The organism is Candidatus Corynebacterium faecigallinarum, assembly GCF_052264515.1.
In the GTDB taxonomy this organism is placed as follows: domain Bacteria; phylum Actinomycetota; class Actinomycetes; order Mycobacteriales; family Mycobacteriaceae; genus Corynebacterium; species Corynebacterium faecigallinarum.
In genome coordinates this window covers 17,263-29,374 of sequence record NZ_JBQQOC010000008.1, presented here as the reverse complement: position 1 = coordinate 29,374, position 12,112 = coordinate 17,263, and the positions used below count along the sequence as shown (strand labels likewise).

11 protein-coding genes are annotated in these 12,112 nt (G+C 68.6%); 6 read left to right on the top strand and 5 right to left on the bottom strand.

Going from position 1 to position 12,112, the window contains the following annotated elements; all coding sequences use genetic code 11:
* Positions 1–353 precede the first annotated feature (353 nt).
* Positions 354–1,112 carry a decaprenylphospho-beta-D-erythro-pentofuranosid-2-ulose 2-reductase gene (dprE2, locus tag ACTXPP_RS05745; protein ID WP_443341294.1) on the bottom strand — a complete coding sequence of 253 codons (759 nt, stop codon included), beginning with the start codon at positions 1,110–1,112 and terminating at the stop codon, positions 354–356.
* 24 nt (positions 1,113–1,136) lie between these two features.
* The gene (gene dprE1, locus ACTXPP_RS05740) at positions 1,137–2,552 is read right to left on the bottom strand and encodes a decaprenylphosphoryl-beta-D-ribose oxidase (RefSeq protein WP_301496670.1); all 1,416 of its coding nucleotides are present in this window, start codon (positions 2,550–2,552) and stop codon (positions 1,137–1,139) included.
* 59 nt (positions 2,553–2,611) lie between these two features.
* On the opposite strand from dprE1, the gene ACTXPP_RS05735 reads away from it, so the two are divergent.
* Complete coding sequence (locus tag ACTXPP_RS05735; protein ID WP_443341293.1) at positions 2,612–5,944, top strand: hypothetical protein; 3,333 nt, start codon at positions 2,612–2,614, stop codon at positions 5,942–5,944.
* A gap of 43 nt (positions 5,945–5,987) precedes the next feature.
* Here ACTXPP_RS05735 and ACTXPP_RS05730 read toward each other — a convergent pair whose 3' ends face one another.
* Positions 5,988–6,338 (bottom strand): hypothetical protein, encoded by a 351-nt coding sequence (locus tag ACTXPP_RS05730; protein ID WP_301496674.1) that lies wholly within the window; start codon positions 6,336–6,338, stop codon positions 5,988–5,990.
* Between the two features lie 104 nt (positions 6,339–6,442).
* Here ACTXPP_RS05730 and ACTXPP_RS05725 point away from each other — a divergent pair, with 104 nt between their 5' ends.
* From ACTXPP_RS05725 to ACTXPP_RS05705, 5 genes are all read left to right on the top strand, one after another.
* A complete protein-coding gene (locus tag ACTXPP_RS05725) occupies positions 6,443–6,988 on the top strand; it encodes a hypothetical protein (RefSeq protein ID WP_443341292.1) in 546 nt (181 codons plus the stop codon).
* A complete protein-coding gene (locus tag ACTXPP_RS05720; protein WP_301496677.1) occupies positions 6,988–7,632 on the top strand; it encodes an N-acetylglucosamine-6-phosphate deacetylase in 645 nt (214 codons plus the stop codon). The genes ACTXPP_RS05725 and ACTXPP_RS05720 overlap by 1 nt, the downstream gene beginning before the upstream one ends.
* Positions 7,633–7,739: 107 nt before the next feature.
* On the top strand, positions 7,740–9,104 hold the full coding sequence (locus tag ACTXPP_RS05715; protein ID WP_443341291.1) for a hypothetical protein: 1,365 nt from the start codon (positions 7,740–7,742) through the stop codon (positions 9,102–9,104).
* 77 nt (positions 9,105–9,181) lie between these two features.
* Positions 9,182–9,907: a GtrA family protein gene (locus ACTXPP_RS05710; protein WP_367618704.1), complete on the top strand. Its 726-nt coding sequence runs from the start codon at positions 9,182–9,184 to the stop codon at positions 9,905–9,907.
* Positions 9,908–10,044: 137 nt separating this feature from the next.
* A complete protein-coding gene (locus ACTXPP_RS05705) occupies positions 10,045–10,440 on the top strand; it encodes a GtrA family protein (RefSeq protein WP_301520471.1) in 396 nt (131 codons plus the stop codon).
* 215 nt (positions 10,441–10,655) lie between these two features.
* Here ACTXPP_RS05705 and ACTXPP_RS05700 read toward each other — a convergent pair whose 3' ends face one another.
* Complete coding sequence (locus ACTXPP_RS05700) at positions 10,656–11,195, bottom strand: hypothetical protein (protein ID WP_301498019.1); 540 nt, start codon at positions 11,193–11,195, stop codon at positions 10,656–10,658.
* A complete protein-coding gene (gene glfT1 / locus ACTXPP_RS05695) occupies positions 11,192–12,109 on the bottom strand; it encodes a galactofuranosyltransferase GlfT1 (RefSeq protein ID WP_301498021.1) in 918 nt (305 codons plus the stop codon). Before glfT1 ends, ACTXPP_RS05700 begins: the two co-directional genes overlap by 4 nt.
* Positions 12,110–12,112 lie beyond the last annotated feature (3 nt).

Below are 12,112 nucleotides of genomic sequence, written 5' to 3'. Positions count from 1 at the left end.
TCGCGTGGAGCACCTTCCACTGCCGATGTTATACCCATAGGGGGTATGACGCAAGGGTGTTTCCAGATGCGGGGCGAGGCGGCCGGACCGAAGCATGGCGAAATCGCACTTCCACTGCCAGCGGGACCCTCGATCCGTCGTGATTCGGCCCGCTTTCCCCGCCCTCCCCCCTGGATCCGCCCCAGACACAAAACATCACACCTCCGACGATTCCCACCTGATGATACATGCAGGTCAGGACGTTGCGCGCACGAGGAGCGCAACGGCGGAGGTGTGATGGATTCTTGGTAGGACGCACCGGCGGCGATGGTGGGCAGCCGCGGATCGCAGGCCAAAGATGGCCGCGGAGCGACCTACAGCGGCAGGCGGCGCACCACGAACTGCGGCAGGTTCTTCAGGATCAGCATGATCCAGCGGAACAGCGGGTGGATCCAGATGACGGCCTTCTTGCCGTCGACACCTGCGACGACGGCCTTCGCCGCGTCCGACTTGTCGACGGTCAGGGGGGCGTCGTCCAACCCTTGCGTCATGTTCGTGCGCACCTGGCCGGGGCGCACGGTCAGCACCCGCACGCCGGTTCCGCGCAGTGCCTCACCGAGCATGCGGTAGAAGCCGTCGGTGCCGGCCTTGGTGGAGCCGTAGACGAAGTTCGAGCGGCGTACCATCTCGCCGGCGACCGAGGAGAACACCACGATCTGCCCGTGGCCCTGCTGCTTCATCCGGTCGGCCAGCAGCACACCCGCCGACACTGCACCGGTGTAGTTGACCTGCGCGGCGAGCACGGCCTTCTTTTGGTCGGTCCACTGCTCCTCATTGTCGCCGAGCACACCGAAGGCCACGATGGCCAGGTCGATGTCGCCCTTGGCCCAGATGTGGTTGAAGACGTCCTCGTGGGAGTCGAAGTCGGTGGCGTCGAAGTCGATGGTGTCCACGGTGGACGCACCGGCGGACTCCATGCGCTCGATCGCCGGCGAGAGGTCCTCGCCGCCACGAGCGGCCAGGACGACCCGCGCCGGACCACGGGTGAGGAACTCCTCGACCACGGCCAGGCCCATGTCGGACGCACCGCCGAGCAGCAGGATGGACTGGGGCTTGCCCACAGCATTGATCATTGAGTATCTCCTAAGGGGTGTGCGCTAGTTCAGCTCGAGGCGGCGGGACATGTCCGAGGCGAAGACCCCGGTCGGGTCGATCTCGTGGCGGGTGTCCAGCCAGCCGGCCAGCCCCGGGTACATCTGGTGGAAGTTCTCCGCGGTGGTGCGGGACTCCTTGGCCAGGTAGAGACGTCCACCGAACTCCATGACCCGCTTGTCCAGCGAGTCGAGGAAGGTGCCCAGGCCCTTGCGGATCGGGAAGTCGACGCACACGTTCCAGCCCTTCATCGGGTAGCTCAGCGGCGCCCGGTTGCCTTCACCGAAGAGCTTGAAGACGTTCAGCGCGGAGTAGTGGCCGGACTTCTGGATGTCGCGGATGATCTCCTTGAACGGCTCCACGGCCTCGGTCGGCACCACGAACTGGTACTGCAGGAAGCCCTTCGGACCGTAGCCGCGGTTCCACTCACCGAACAGGTCGAGCGGCTGGTAGAACTGCGTCAGGTTGTTGATCTTGTTCCGCGCCGGCGCACCCATCGTGTAGTACGCGATGCCGACGGCCGACAGGGTCAGCTTGTTCATCGTGAAGGACGGGAAGATGTCCGGCACGGTCATCAGTTGCGGGGCGTTGAACTTCAACGGGTCCTTCGCCAGCTCCGGGGCGTACTCCTTGAGCTGGTCCAGGGTGGCCAGGGAGCCGCGGGAGATGGTGGAGCGTCCCAGCTTCGGCTCCGGCGAGATGCAGTCGAACCAGGCCGAGGAGTAGGTGTAGTTGACCTCGGAACCGTCGGAGTGGATCGCGATCGTCTCGTCCAACGTGTCCGTGCGGTCGGTGTCGGCGATGAAGTAGGCGGTCTCGGTCTTGGTCATCCGGATCGTCGCGCGCAGGATGACACCGGTCAGGCCCATGCCGCCGACGGTGGCCCAGAACAGGGTGCCGTCCGGGTCGTCCGCGGAACCTTCCGGCTCCAGGTGCAGGATGCGGCCGTCGGCGACGAGCAGTTCCATGGAGGTCACGTGGTCGCCGAAGGAGCCGGCGGAGTGGTGGTTCTTGCCGTGGATGTCGGGGCCGATCGCGCCACCGATGGTGACCTGGCGGGTGCCGGGCAGCACCGGGACCCACAGGCCGTAGGGCAGCGCGGCCTTCATCAGCTGGTCGAGGGTGACTCCGGCGTCCACGTCGACCAGGGCGGTGTCCGGGTCGATGGAGTGGATCTGCTTGAGTTCCTGCATGTCGATGACCAGACCGCCGGCGTTCATGGCGGGGTCGCCGTAGGAGCGTCCCATGCCGCGGGCGATGACGCCGCGCTTGAGGTGGTCGGGCTTGTCGGCGTTGCTGTCGGCGACCTGCGCGACGGCGGCGGCGATGACATCGACGTCAGGGGTGGAGAGGACCTCGGCCGTGGTGGGTGCGGTGCGGCCCCATCCGGTGAGTGTCCGGGTGTGCGTCTTCAGTTCCATAATTGACCACCCTACCGCCGGGGGTGGTCGAGACATGCCATAGTTGGGCTATGGATTGGGTGGATGATTCACAGGATGTGACCTCGGTCGCACGACGGTGGGAGTCGTTGCGGGGGCGGCGCGTGCGCGGCGAGGTCGCGGAGGACGTCTACCTGCGTCAGTGTGAGGACCTCGCGGATTTGCTGAGAGTTGGCGGTGAATCTGGTGACCATCGGGGTGTCGGGGTGGCTGCGGAGTCTGCTGCGGGTGCCTCTGCGGGTGCCGAGGAGCTCGCCTACCGCATCGACCTGCTGCGCCTGTTCGAGCGCGAGGCCCGTGGGGACGGCCTGTCTCAGGTGCTGGAGTTGCTGCCCCGGTTGTGGCGGCTGCACCGCACCGACCCGGTGCGTTTCCCCGCCCACCCGGATGCGGTCGGCGGTGCTGTCGGGCAGGCGTTGGACGGCGGTCAACTACCGAATGTCTTCGTGCTGGTCTGGCAGGACGTCATCCTCAACGCCGCATTGTCCCCGGCGGTCAGCGCCACACGCCTGGAGGAGCTCAACGGGCAGGCCTTCGAGGCGTTGGCCCAGCTGGGGCTGCCGGAGGAGGAGATCTCGGAGCTGCGGGTCCGCGTCCTGCTGGCGTCCGGGGACTTCGCCGGCGCGCAGGCGCTGATCCGCATGCTGGACACGCCCTCGCTGCCGGACGCCCCGGAGTGGGACGATGCCTACCGCTTCCAGCGGGACATGGACGTCCGCGCGATGACGGCGTTGCAGTGCGGTGACCTGGAGGGTGCCGCGGCACTGGTGGACGAGATGACGGCGGCGCCGGAGACCCGGTCGCAGCCGACGGTGATCGTCGCGGAGTCGCTGATTCCGCTGGCCGGGGTGCTGCCGCCGGAGACCACGGCGTCCAGGGCGTGTTTCGTCGCCGACCGGGCGGCGGGCGAACCGATGCTGTCGGACGCGATGCTGCAGGTCGCGGAGTTCCTCGCCCAGACCGGGCGGGAGCGCACGGCGTTGGGCCTGGTCGATCGGCTGCTGCCGGTACTGGGCCTGGAGCGCCGCGCGGCCGAAGGGGACATCCACCTGCTCGCCGGGCTGCACACGGTGTACGAGGCGGGCGTGGCGGCGGGTTTCGGCGAGGTGCGCCCGGCGTTCGCGTCCCTGCCGGTGGTGTCGCACTGGCTGTCCCGCATCGGGTGGGACGCTGCGGGTGCCGGCTCTGTGCCGGGTGCGGCGTCCGGCACGGCGACGGGGAGCGCGCCGACGGTCGCGCAGCTGGCGGCGTGGACCGGCCAGACCGCCCGCGAGGCCGCGGCGGCACTGGACCTGCGTAATGACAATGACTCGGAGTCCACGATCGGTCTCGGCCTGCACGTGATGCCGGAGGGCGACTCGGTGACGGCCCTGTCGGATACCGCGGAGACCAGGTTGAACTCCCCGGTGCTCACGGCGATCCCACCGATGCCGCCGCGTCTGCCGGGCTGGATCGACCACGACCAGCTGGAGTTGCCGGCCGAGGTCGCGGACTTCTCCGGCGAGCTGTCCGGACGCCCCACACCTGAGGTGCCGGTGGCCGGTCCGGTCGACGTCACCGACTTCGGGACGGAGGACGGCCTGTTGGCCACGATGCTCTACTCGACGCTGGGCCTGGCTGACGCGGTCGCGGTCGGGGTGGACCGGCTGATCGAGCTGCGCGACGCCGGCGGCGACGGGGAGTATGCGGTGCTGTTGACGGAGCTGGTGAACCGCTACGAGCGGGCCATCGCGGCCTTCGAGGATGAGGATGAGGACGAGGACGGTGACGGTGACGGTGACGGCGGCAGTGACCTCGATGCCGAAAGCGACGTCGACAGCGATGTTGACAGCGACGCCGACCCGGAGCGTCCGACCGACCCCGTGATCGTCGAGATCGACCATGTCCTGAGCCTGCGGCAGGACGCCCAGGACGAGGCGGAGGACGCCGGTGCGCCCCCGGTGGAGATCCTGACCAACCGGGTCCATGCCATCGCTGGCGAATGGGAGGGGTCGTGCCGGATCGTCCGGGAGATCATCGAGCAGGACATCCTCATGGGCGGGGTGTTCCCCGACCTGCACGCGCTGTCGCTGGGGCTGCGGGCGCTGCGTCGGGTGACCCGCTTCGCCCCGCGGGCGGTCCCGCAGGTCGGCACCGGGCTGATGGTTGGTATCGCCCAGCTCGACGCCACCGCCAATGAGGCGCTGTACGCCGTGGCGCAGTACACCACCGCCGTGGCCCTGGCGCTGCCGCCGGTCCCGCCTGCGTCTTCGGCGGACGGTGCGACCGGGCCGGACGGAACCCCCGTCGCCGCGCCGCAGCTGGGCGGGGAGGACGCCCCTGATCTGCTGGACGACCTGGGTCAACTGGGTGTGGCGATGGCTGGCAGTGGGGTGTATTTCGAGGCACTGGCCATCTACGACCGGGCGCTGGAGTTGGTGGAGCAGGCGCAGGCTGAGCGTCCTGCGACGGATCCCGGCGGCGGTGGCGCCGACACAGATGCAGGCGCCAGCACCAGTACCGAGGACGCCGTGGATGGCGTCGATGTGGAGGACGACCTCCGTACCCGACGCATCCGACTGCTCTCCGGCCGCGGGGATACCCTGTCCGCCCTGGGCAACCACCGGGTGGCCGCGGAGACCCACTCCGAGGCCGCGGCGGCCGCCGAGCACTGGGGATTGTGGGAGTACGCCGCGGAAAGCCAGGTCAGGTGCGCCGCCGCCTGTCTCGACGACCGTGACTTCCCGCGTGCGGCGATGATCATCGAGGGCTTCGACGAGGTCGAGGAACTGGACTGGATGCGTTTCCCGGCGACCCGTTTCCGCCGCGAACTACAGGCCACCCGGCTGGCGACCGCGCTGACCGCGGAGCATTTCGACTCCGAGTGGCCTGTGCAGTGCGCCCGCCTGGCCGAGGCGCACGAGTACCTGGCGCAGGCGACGAGTCCGCAGCGGGCGGCGAGCGAACTGGTCGACGGGGTGCTGGTCATCAACCGGGGCCTGGTGCACGCTGAGCGGGTCGACACTGCCCTGGAGCTCACCGGGTGGGCGGCCGGGGAGGCGAAGGCCGCGGAAACCGCCGGGAACACCGCTGGTAGAGCGTCCGACACGGGTGCAGGCGCAGCCGCTGGGGACACCGCCGAGGACTCTGCTGCGCGCACCGGCGGGGCCCGGCTGGAGGCGTTGACCGAGGAGGCGTTGCTGCTGCACGTGCAGGGCCGGGACGATGCGGCGTTGACGATCTTCGAGTCGGTGGTGCAGCAGGCGCGTCGGGCCGACACCCCGTGGCTGGTGGACGCGGTGTCGCACCGGATGGCGGCGGCATCCCGCTATGCCGAGGACGAGCAGGTGCGACAGCGTTACGCGGATCTGATGCGCGAGCTGTCGCTGGACTGAGGTGGAAGGGCGCTGCCTAGAACCCCTAGAGCCCCTAGAACCCCTAGAACCCCAGGATCTCCTGGACGGTCTCCGGCAGTTCGGCCACGCAGGTGATCTGCGGTTTCCCGGCCTCCTTGTGCTCGCGGAGCTCCTGGTTGATGATGCGTCGGCTGACGGAGTCCAGCACCGGCAGTTCCTGGGCGAGCAGGCGGACCATGAACTCGTTCATCGGCGCCTCGGCGTGCTGGGCGGCCTCGTAGTGCTTGTCCTCCACGGTGCCACCGACCACGCTGGTCTCCGCGCGGGCGCCCTTGGAGCCGGCCGGTTCGCCCTTGGTGGCCTTGGCGATGTTGCGGCGCATCCGCTGTTTGGCTTTGTCGCGCTCGCCTGTGCCTTTATCTCGTCCGAACATGGTCACTGACGATACCCCGTGTCCGGACGCTCACCTAGACTCGGGGAAGAACCCGGCCGACCCCGATCAGTGCCGACCGCGACCAGTACAGGAGCGCCACACCGATGACCGACCCGTCCGCAGCGACGCCAGTAGCCGCACCGCCGAGCGCCAACGAGCCGATGCCGCCCGCCCAGCTTGCGACCCTCGTGACGGCCACCCTGGGCTACTACGGGTTGCGGGACGCTGTGTCGACACCGTGGCTGCGCCGCGCCGGGCAAGCCGTGGTCCTCGTCGGCGCGGTCGCCCCGGTTGTCGTCGGCGAGTTCCGGTCGACCCCGGAGGAGACCCGGGAGGAAATCTCGGCGAACTTCGCTGAAGCTGCGGCGACCTGGCGTAAGCAGTCCGTCGCGAAGCGGGTGTCCAATGCCGTGATGGTCTTCGGCGCGGTGGCCGGACCGGTCGCCCTCACTGCCTGGCTGACGGAGAAGTTCGACGCGGTCGGGGAGTCGGCGGTGCGCAAGGTTGGCGGACGCCTGCCCCTCGTCGGAGCGCTGTGCCGGAAGGCACCGAATACGGTGAACGGGCTGCTGCAGGCCGGGGTGGCCGTCGGGGTGAACACGGTGTTGACCAGCCGCCAGGCCGGTCGCACCGGGAATGGGAAGGCATGATGAGCGAAAACCCGGCACAGTCAGCACAGTCGGAGCAGTCCCAGGCCTCCCAGGCCTCCCAGGCCGGGGCGACCCGTCCCCAGGACCCGCCGTTGCTCGTCGCGGCGACTGTCGGGGAGTCCACGGCGGTGTGGCAGGTGGAGGTTGACGCCCGCGTCCTGCTCGGTGACTTCAGCGGCGCCTGGCTGGTCGACCAGGATGGTGTCCACGGTTTCGCCGCCGACGCCGACTGGATCGAGCAGCGCGACGACCGGGATGCGGTGCTGGAACTGCTGCTGGCGCGTCCGGTCGTCGTCGCCGGTGACACACAGGACGCCACCCTCGCGAGACTGCCGCAGTCCGCACAGGTGGTGGACCTGGAGGCGACGCTGGAGAATGCGACGGCGGAGCTGGAACGCAACAAGGAGCAGTTCGCCGAGGAGAATCCGGGCAAGCGTCAGCCGGCGTGGGGCGAGATCTCCTTCGCCGCGCAGGACGGCCCGGCACCGCAGGGGCTGACCGGGGATGCGGCGGCCGCGGTCACCGCCTGCATGGCGACCGCCCGTGGGGTTCGGTGGCTGGTCAGGGACTGGAATGCCGCGGAGAAGCTGCGCGCCCAGCGGCTCGGTGGTGAGCTGCGGGCCCTGCCGGTGGTGCTCCGCTAGCCGCATGGGACGCACATTTGCTACCCCGCCACCAGCCCACTGCTGCCCCGCGTGGGCGACAGTTCATCCCCGGCACAGTGTGGCCAACCCCGCTACCCTTGGGTGGCATGAACGCACGGCATGCTCCCTGGCCCGACCGCGCCCGCGGCGCGTCGGTCAGTGACGGCTTGGCGTCGGTAGTGCCGCTACCGCTGCTGAACGCGGTCGAAAATACAGCGCGGAGCGCGTCACGGCGGGGATCGGACGGCGGCGGTGATTCCGACGGTGAGGCAGGCAACGACACCAACGACACCAATGATGAGGACGTCACCCTCCTTCTCCTGGCCGAGCACCACCGGCCCGGTGAGGGGTACTTCACCAGGGCACTGGGTGTCAACAGTGCGATGTCGGTGGCCGAGACGGTCCGCGCTGTACTGATCGCCTTCTCCTGGCCGGGTGCGGTGCGGATGCTGCAGGACGCCGGGGACACGGTGGTCGGTGGCGCGGTCTCCGGATCAGCGGCGATGCGGCCGACGACAGCGTCTGCCGCATCTTCTGCAGCGTCCTCCCGGGTGACTTCTCCACCGGACGGGGTGGCCTGGGCGGTACGCGCCCGCCGCCGCGACCGCCTGCGGGTCTACAGTCGCACCGCCGCCCCGATCGCCACCCCACTTCGGGAGGCACTGGGACGCGATGGCACAGCCACGCTCGTCGCCGACGGTGCAGTGTTCAGCGTCACCGCCGCCGGCTCCATGACCAGGGACGACCACACCCCGGAGGCGGTGTGTCTCGCCGGTGATTTCATCCCTGAGCAGGGCATCCGAACCGGGGACGGACGGCAGGACGGTGCGTCCGGCATCCCGAGAGACGTCGACCTGGCGGCGGTGAACGTGACGCTGACCGGCGAGGAGACCGTCGAACAGATCCTGGCGGGCATCACCCCGGAACTGCGCGACCTGCTGCTCGCCGGGGACCTGTACGAGTTCACCCCGTTGTTGCAGGCGCTGGATCTGGAGCGTCCGGCGCAGGTCTCCGACGGGATCCAGTCGGTGTTGTCGACATTGCCGGCGGAGACGACCCCGGTCGGGCGCGCCGCCGCATGGGCCCGGATCGTGGCGCTGTCGACACTGTCGGACCGGGCCGCATCCGACGAGATCAGCGAGATGCTGATGGCCGCCCTGGGATTCACCCGGGCGGACGCCGACTTGGCCCCGGATGTCGGCAAACTGTCGTCCGACCCGCTGGATGCCGCGGAGATCCGCCAGCTGTCCGCGGCGACCGGGCATGTACTGGCCACCTGCGGCGCGGACGTGTGGGGGCAGCGGGATGCCACGGTGTCCGGGGTGACGCCGCTGGTGAGGCGGTGCAGCCTGGTGGAACGACTCGAGATGTACCGCTACCTGCTCCAGCGGCGGGACTGTCACGCCGATGACGCCGATGACGGTGGTGGCGGTGCTGACGGTGCCGCGGACGTGCCCGGGGGACGCCCGTAGTCGAAAAACACTGCCGGGGGCAGTAGCGTATGACCGACAACGACCGGCTGACTACCGGTGCCTGCAGGTATGACGAAATGGATCCGACTCACGTGACTGATGCCCTGGCCGAACGGCCCGACTCCGCCGATGATGACGGCTCCGCGGGCCCCGCGGCAGACATCGTCGATGGCGGGTCGAGCGCGGTCCAGCGTGCTACCGAGCACACCCGTCGGCTCGTCCGGCAGTTCACCAAGTTCGGCATCGTCGGGGCGTCCGGCGTGGTCGTCAATGCCGGGGTCGTGGTCGTGGCGAACAAAGCCACCCAGTGGCTGTGGGACCACGACGGCCACGAGGTCTTCGCCAACCTGCTCGGCACCAACTACAACATCCGCTGGTACCACGTATTCGCCGTGCTGGCGTTCGTGGTGGCGAACCTGTGGAACTTCAACCTCAACCGGCGGTGGACGTTCCGGACGGCCGGCAAGTCCTCCTGGTTCAAGGAGATGTTCTCCTTCATGCTGGTCGGTGTCGGTGGCCTGCTGGTCACGCTGCTGGTGCAGACGGCGATGATCAACCCGGAGTCGCCGATCCACCTGTCGCGGGAGGTCTTCGACGGGTCGTCCGGCCTGCGTGACCCGATCTACTGGGGCAACCTGATCGGCGTCATCGTGGCGATCCCGGTGAACTTCCTGATCAACAAGATGTGGACGTTCCGCGCCGCCCGCGACCACCGGGTGACCACGCATGTGACGCCGCTGCCAGCCGATGGTAGTACTGACGCGAGTGCCAACTCCGGCAACAATTCCAAGGAGGACATGTGACCGAGCAGGTCAACGCGAGCGGCGACAAGGGTGCGTCGGGCGAATCCGGTGCGTCCGATGCTCCCGGGCAGGAACCCACCCAGACGCCCGCGTATGCCCCGGCCGGTTCGGACACCCCGGTCGGCGAGGTCGTCCGCCTGGACCTGAAGACCCAGCTGTTCCGCTTCGTGCTGACTGGTGGGCTGTCGGCGGTGGTGGACCTGGGGCTGCTGGCACTGTTCCAGTTGGTCTTCGGTTTCCCGGTCCCGGTGGCGCGCACCATCAGCTTCATTGCCGGTACGACCACGGCCTACATGATCAACCGTCGGTGGACGTTCCAGTCGGAGGCCTCGAAGAAGCGCTTCCTTGCTGTCGTGGTGCTCTATGCGTTGACTTTCGTGGTCAACATCGGGCTGCAGACCGGTTGTGACCACCTGTTCACCGGGTGGGGCTGGGCAGATCCCATCGCCATGACCGGCGCGTTCATCATCGCGCAGGGGACGGGCACGGCGATCAACTTCATCGTCCAGCGCACGATCATCTTCAAGAACTAAGCGCCTGCCCGCCCCGGCTCACTGCACCCTGCCGCCCCGCCGCGGAGGTCATCCCGATGCCCCGTCGCTCTCCCGGACTCGAGAAATCCCCATGCCTGGAGGTACGCTCCGACCTCGGTCAGCGTACCTCCAGGCATGGGGATTTCACATGACAGGGCGCAGTGGAAGCGGAGACGAGACGGTCCGGTCGGGAGGGGTGGAACGGTGGGCGGCCCCTAGCCGTCAGCGCCCTTGGTCTCGGGGCTGTCGTATTCGTGGGAACAGGCGTCGTCCCACTCCGGCGGGTCGGTGAGGGACTGATCACCGCTCTTGTGCGGCTTTCCCATGACGATCCTGCCCTGCTGGTCGAGGAGTCGTTCCATGGTGGCCTCCCCGCCCCGGAACTGCTCGTCTGCGCCGGGATCGTGTTGGGAGACCTCGACGGTGATGGTGGCGTTCGGATCGGCGGTCATCGCGGCATCCTGAACCTCGGACGAGGCGTCCCACCCTGAAGGCGCAGGCTCGCCGAGCGTGAAGGACTGCGCGCCGGAGAACGGAGCGTCCGGAACGAAGGTGGCGATCGTGTCGTCGTCGGACGCGACGGCAACCTCGTCGATGTCGTAGCCGCAGGTGTGTACGAAGACGGTCATGGCGCCCTCGGCATCCACCATGGTGCCGACTTCGCCGACGTAATCCGGCGGGGAACTGCAGGACGCCAGGGCAGCAACGGCGACAACCGCCACCGTCACAGCCACCGCGCGCCGCCGAACACTCATGGCCGGTAGAACTTCTCCGCCCGGCCCTTGGCCTGCAGCGACAGCCACTCGCGGAAACCCTTCACATCGCGACGCTGCACCAGGAAGAACCAGGCGAACCGGGCGTACTCCTGCGGCAGCAGCCGTCGCATCCCCGGCTGGTTCATCAGGTAGCCGCGGTTGCGGTAGGTGAAGTAGCGCTTCGACTCATTGTCCGGGTACTGCGTGTGCATCCGCCCACCGAGGATCGGCTTGAACTCGTCCGCACCGTCCGGGTGCAGGTAGGACGTGGTGAGACAGGTGCCGAACGCCAGCCCGGAGCGCACCAGCCGGCGGTGGTACTCCACCTCGTCGCCGCGGATGAACAGCCGGTAGTCCGGCACCCCGATGACCTCCATCGCCTTGGCGCTGAGCAGCGCGCCGTTGAACAGGCTGGCGATGCCGGGCAGGAAGTCGCCCTCCAGTTCGTGCAGGTAGCGACGCCACACCACACCCTGGCGCAGCGGGAACGCCAGACGCTCCGGCTCGGTAATGTTGCACACCGCCGGGGAGACCTCCGCCAGTTGGTGGCGGGCGGCGACGTCGTAGAGGGTGGCCAGGACGTTCTCGTCGGCGGGCCGTCCGTCATCGTCGGCGCACCACACGGCGTCGACCCCGAGCGAGAGTGCGGTGAGGAAGCCGAGGGCGAACCCGCCGCCACCGCCGAGGTTCGTCTTCGAGGGGACGTACACCGCACGGTCGCCGGCGAGGTCCTCGAGCAGGACGCGCACCTCGTCCTGGCAGCCGTTGTCGACGACGATCACCTTGTCCACCGGGTGGGTCTGGTCGCAGACCACCTTCAGGGAGTGCTGCAGCAGCTCGACACGGTTGTAGGTGACGATGACGGCGGCGGTGGTGCCTGACGGGTTCAGGACGGCTGCGGAGGGTTCGGACATGGA

Coding starts and splice junctions, on each gene's coding strand:
- dprE2 (WP_443341294.1), bottom strand. CDS start 1,112: ATGATCAATGCTGTGGGCAAGCCCCAGTCCATCCTGCTGCTCGGCGGT.
- dprE1 (WP_301496670.1), bottom strand. CDS start 2,552: ATGGAACTGAAGACGCACACCCGGACACTCACCGGATGGGGCCGCACC.
- ACTXPP_RS05730 (WP_301496674.1), bottom strand. CDS start 6,338: ATGTTCGGACGAGATAAAGGCACAGGCGAGCGCGACAAAGCCAAACAG.
- ACTXPP_RS05725 (WP_443341292.1), top strand. CDS start 6,443: ATGACCGACCCGTCCGCAGCGACGCCAGTAGCCGCACCGCCGAGCGCC.
- ACTXPP_RS05720 (WP_301496677.1), top strand. CDS start 6,988: ATGAGCGAAAACCCGGCACAGTCAGCACAGTCGGAGCAGTCCCAGGCC.
- ACTXPP_RS05715 (WP_443341291.1), top strand. CDS start 7,740: ATGAACGCACGGCATGCTCCCTGGCCCGACCGCGCCCGCGGCGCGTCG.
- ACTXPP_RS05710 (WP_367618704.1), top strand. CDS start 9,182: ATGGATCCGACTCACGTGACTGATGCCCTGGCCGAACGGCCCGACTCC.
- ACTXPP_RS05700 (WP_301498019.1), bottom strand. CDS start 11,195: ATGAGTGTTCGGCGGCGCGCGGTGGCTGTGACGGTGGCGGTTGTCGCC.
- glfT1 (WP_301498021.1), bottom strand. CDS start 12,109: ATGTCCGAACCCTCCGCAGCCGTCCTGAACCCGTCAGGCACCACCGCC.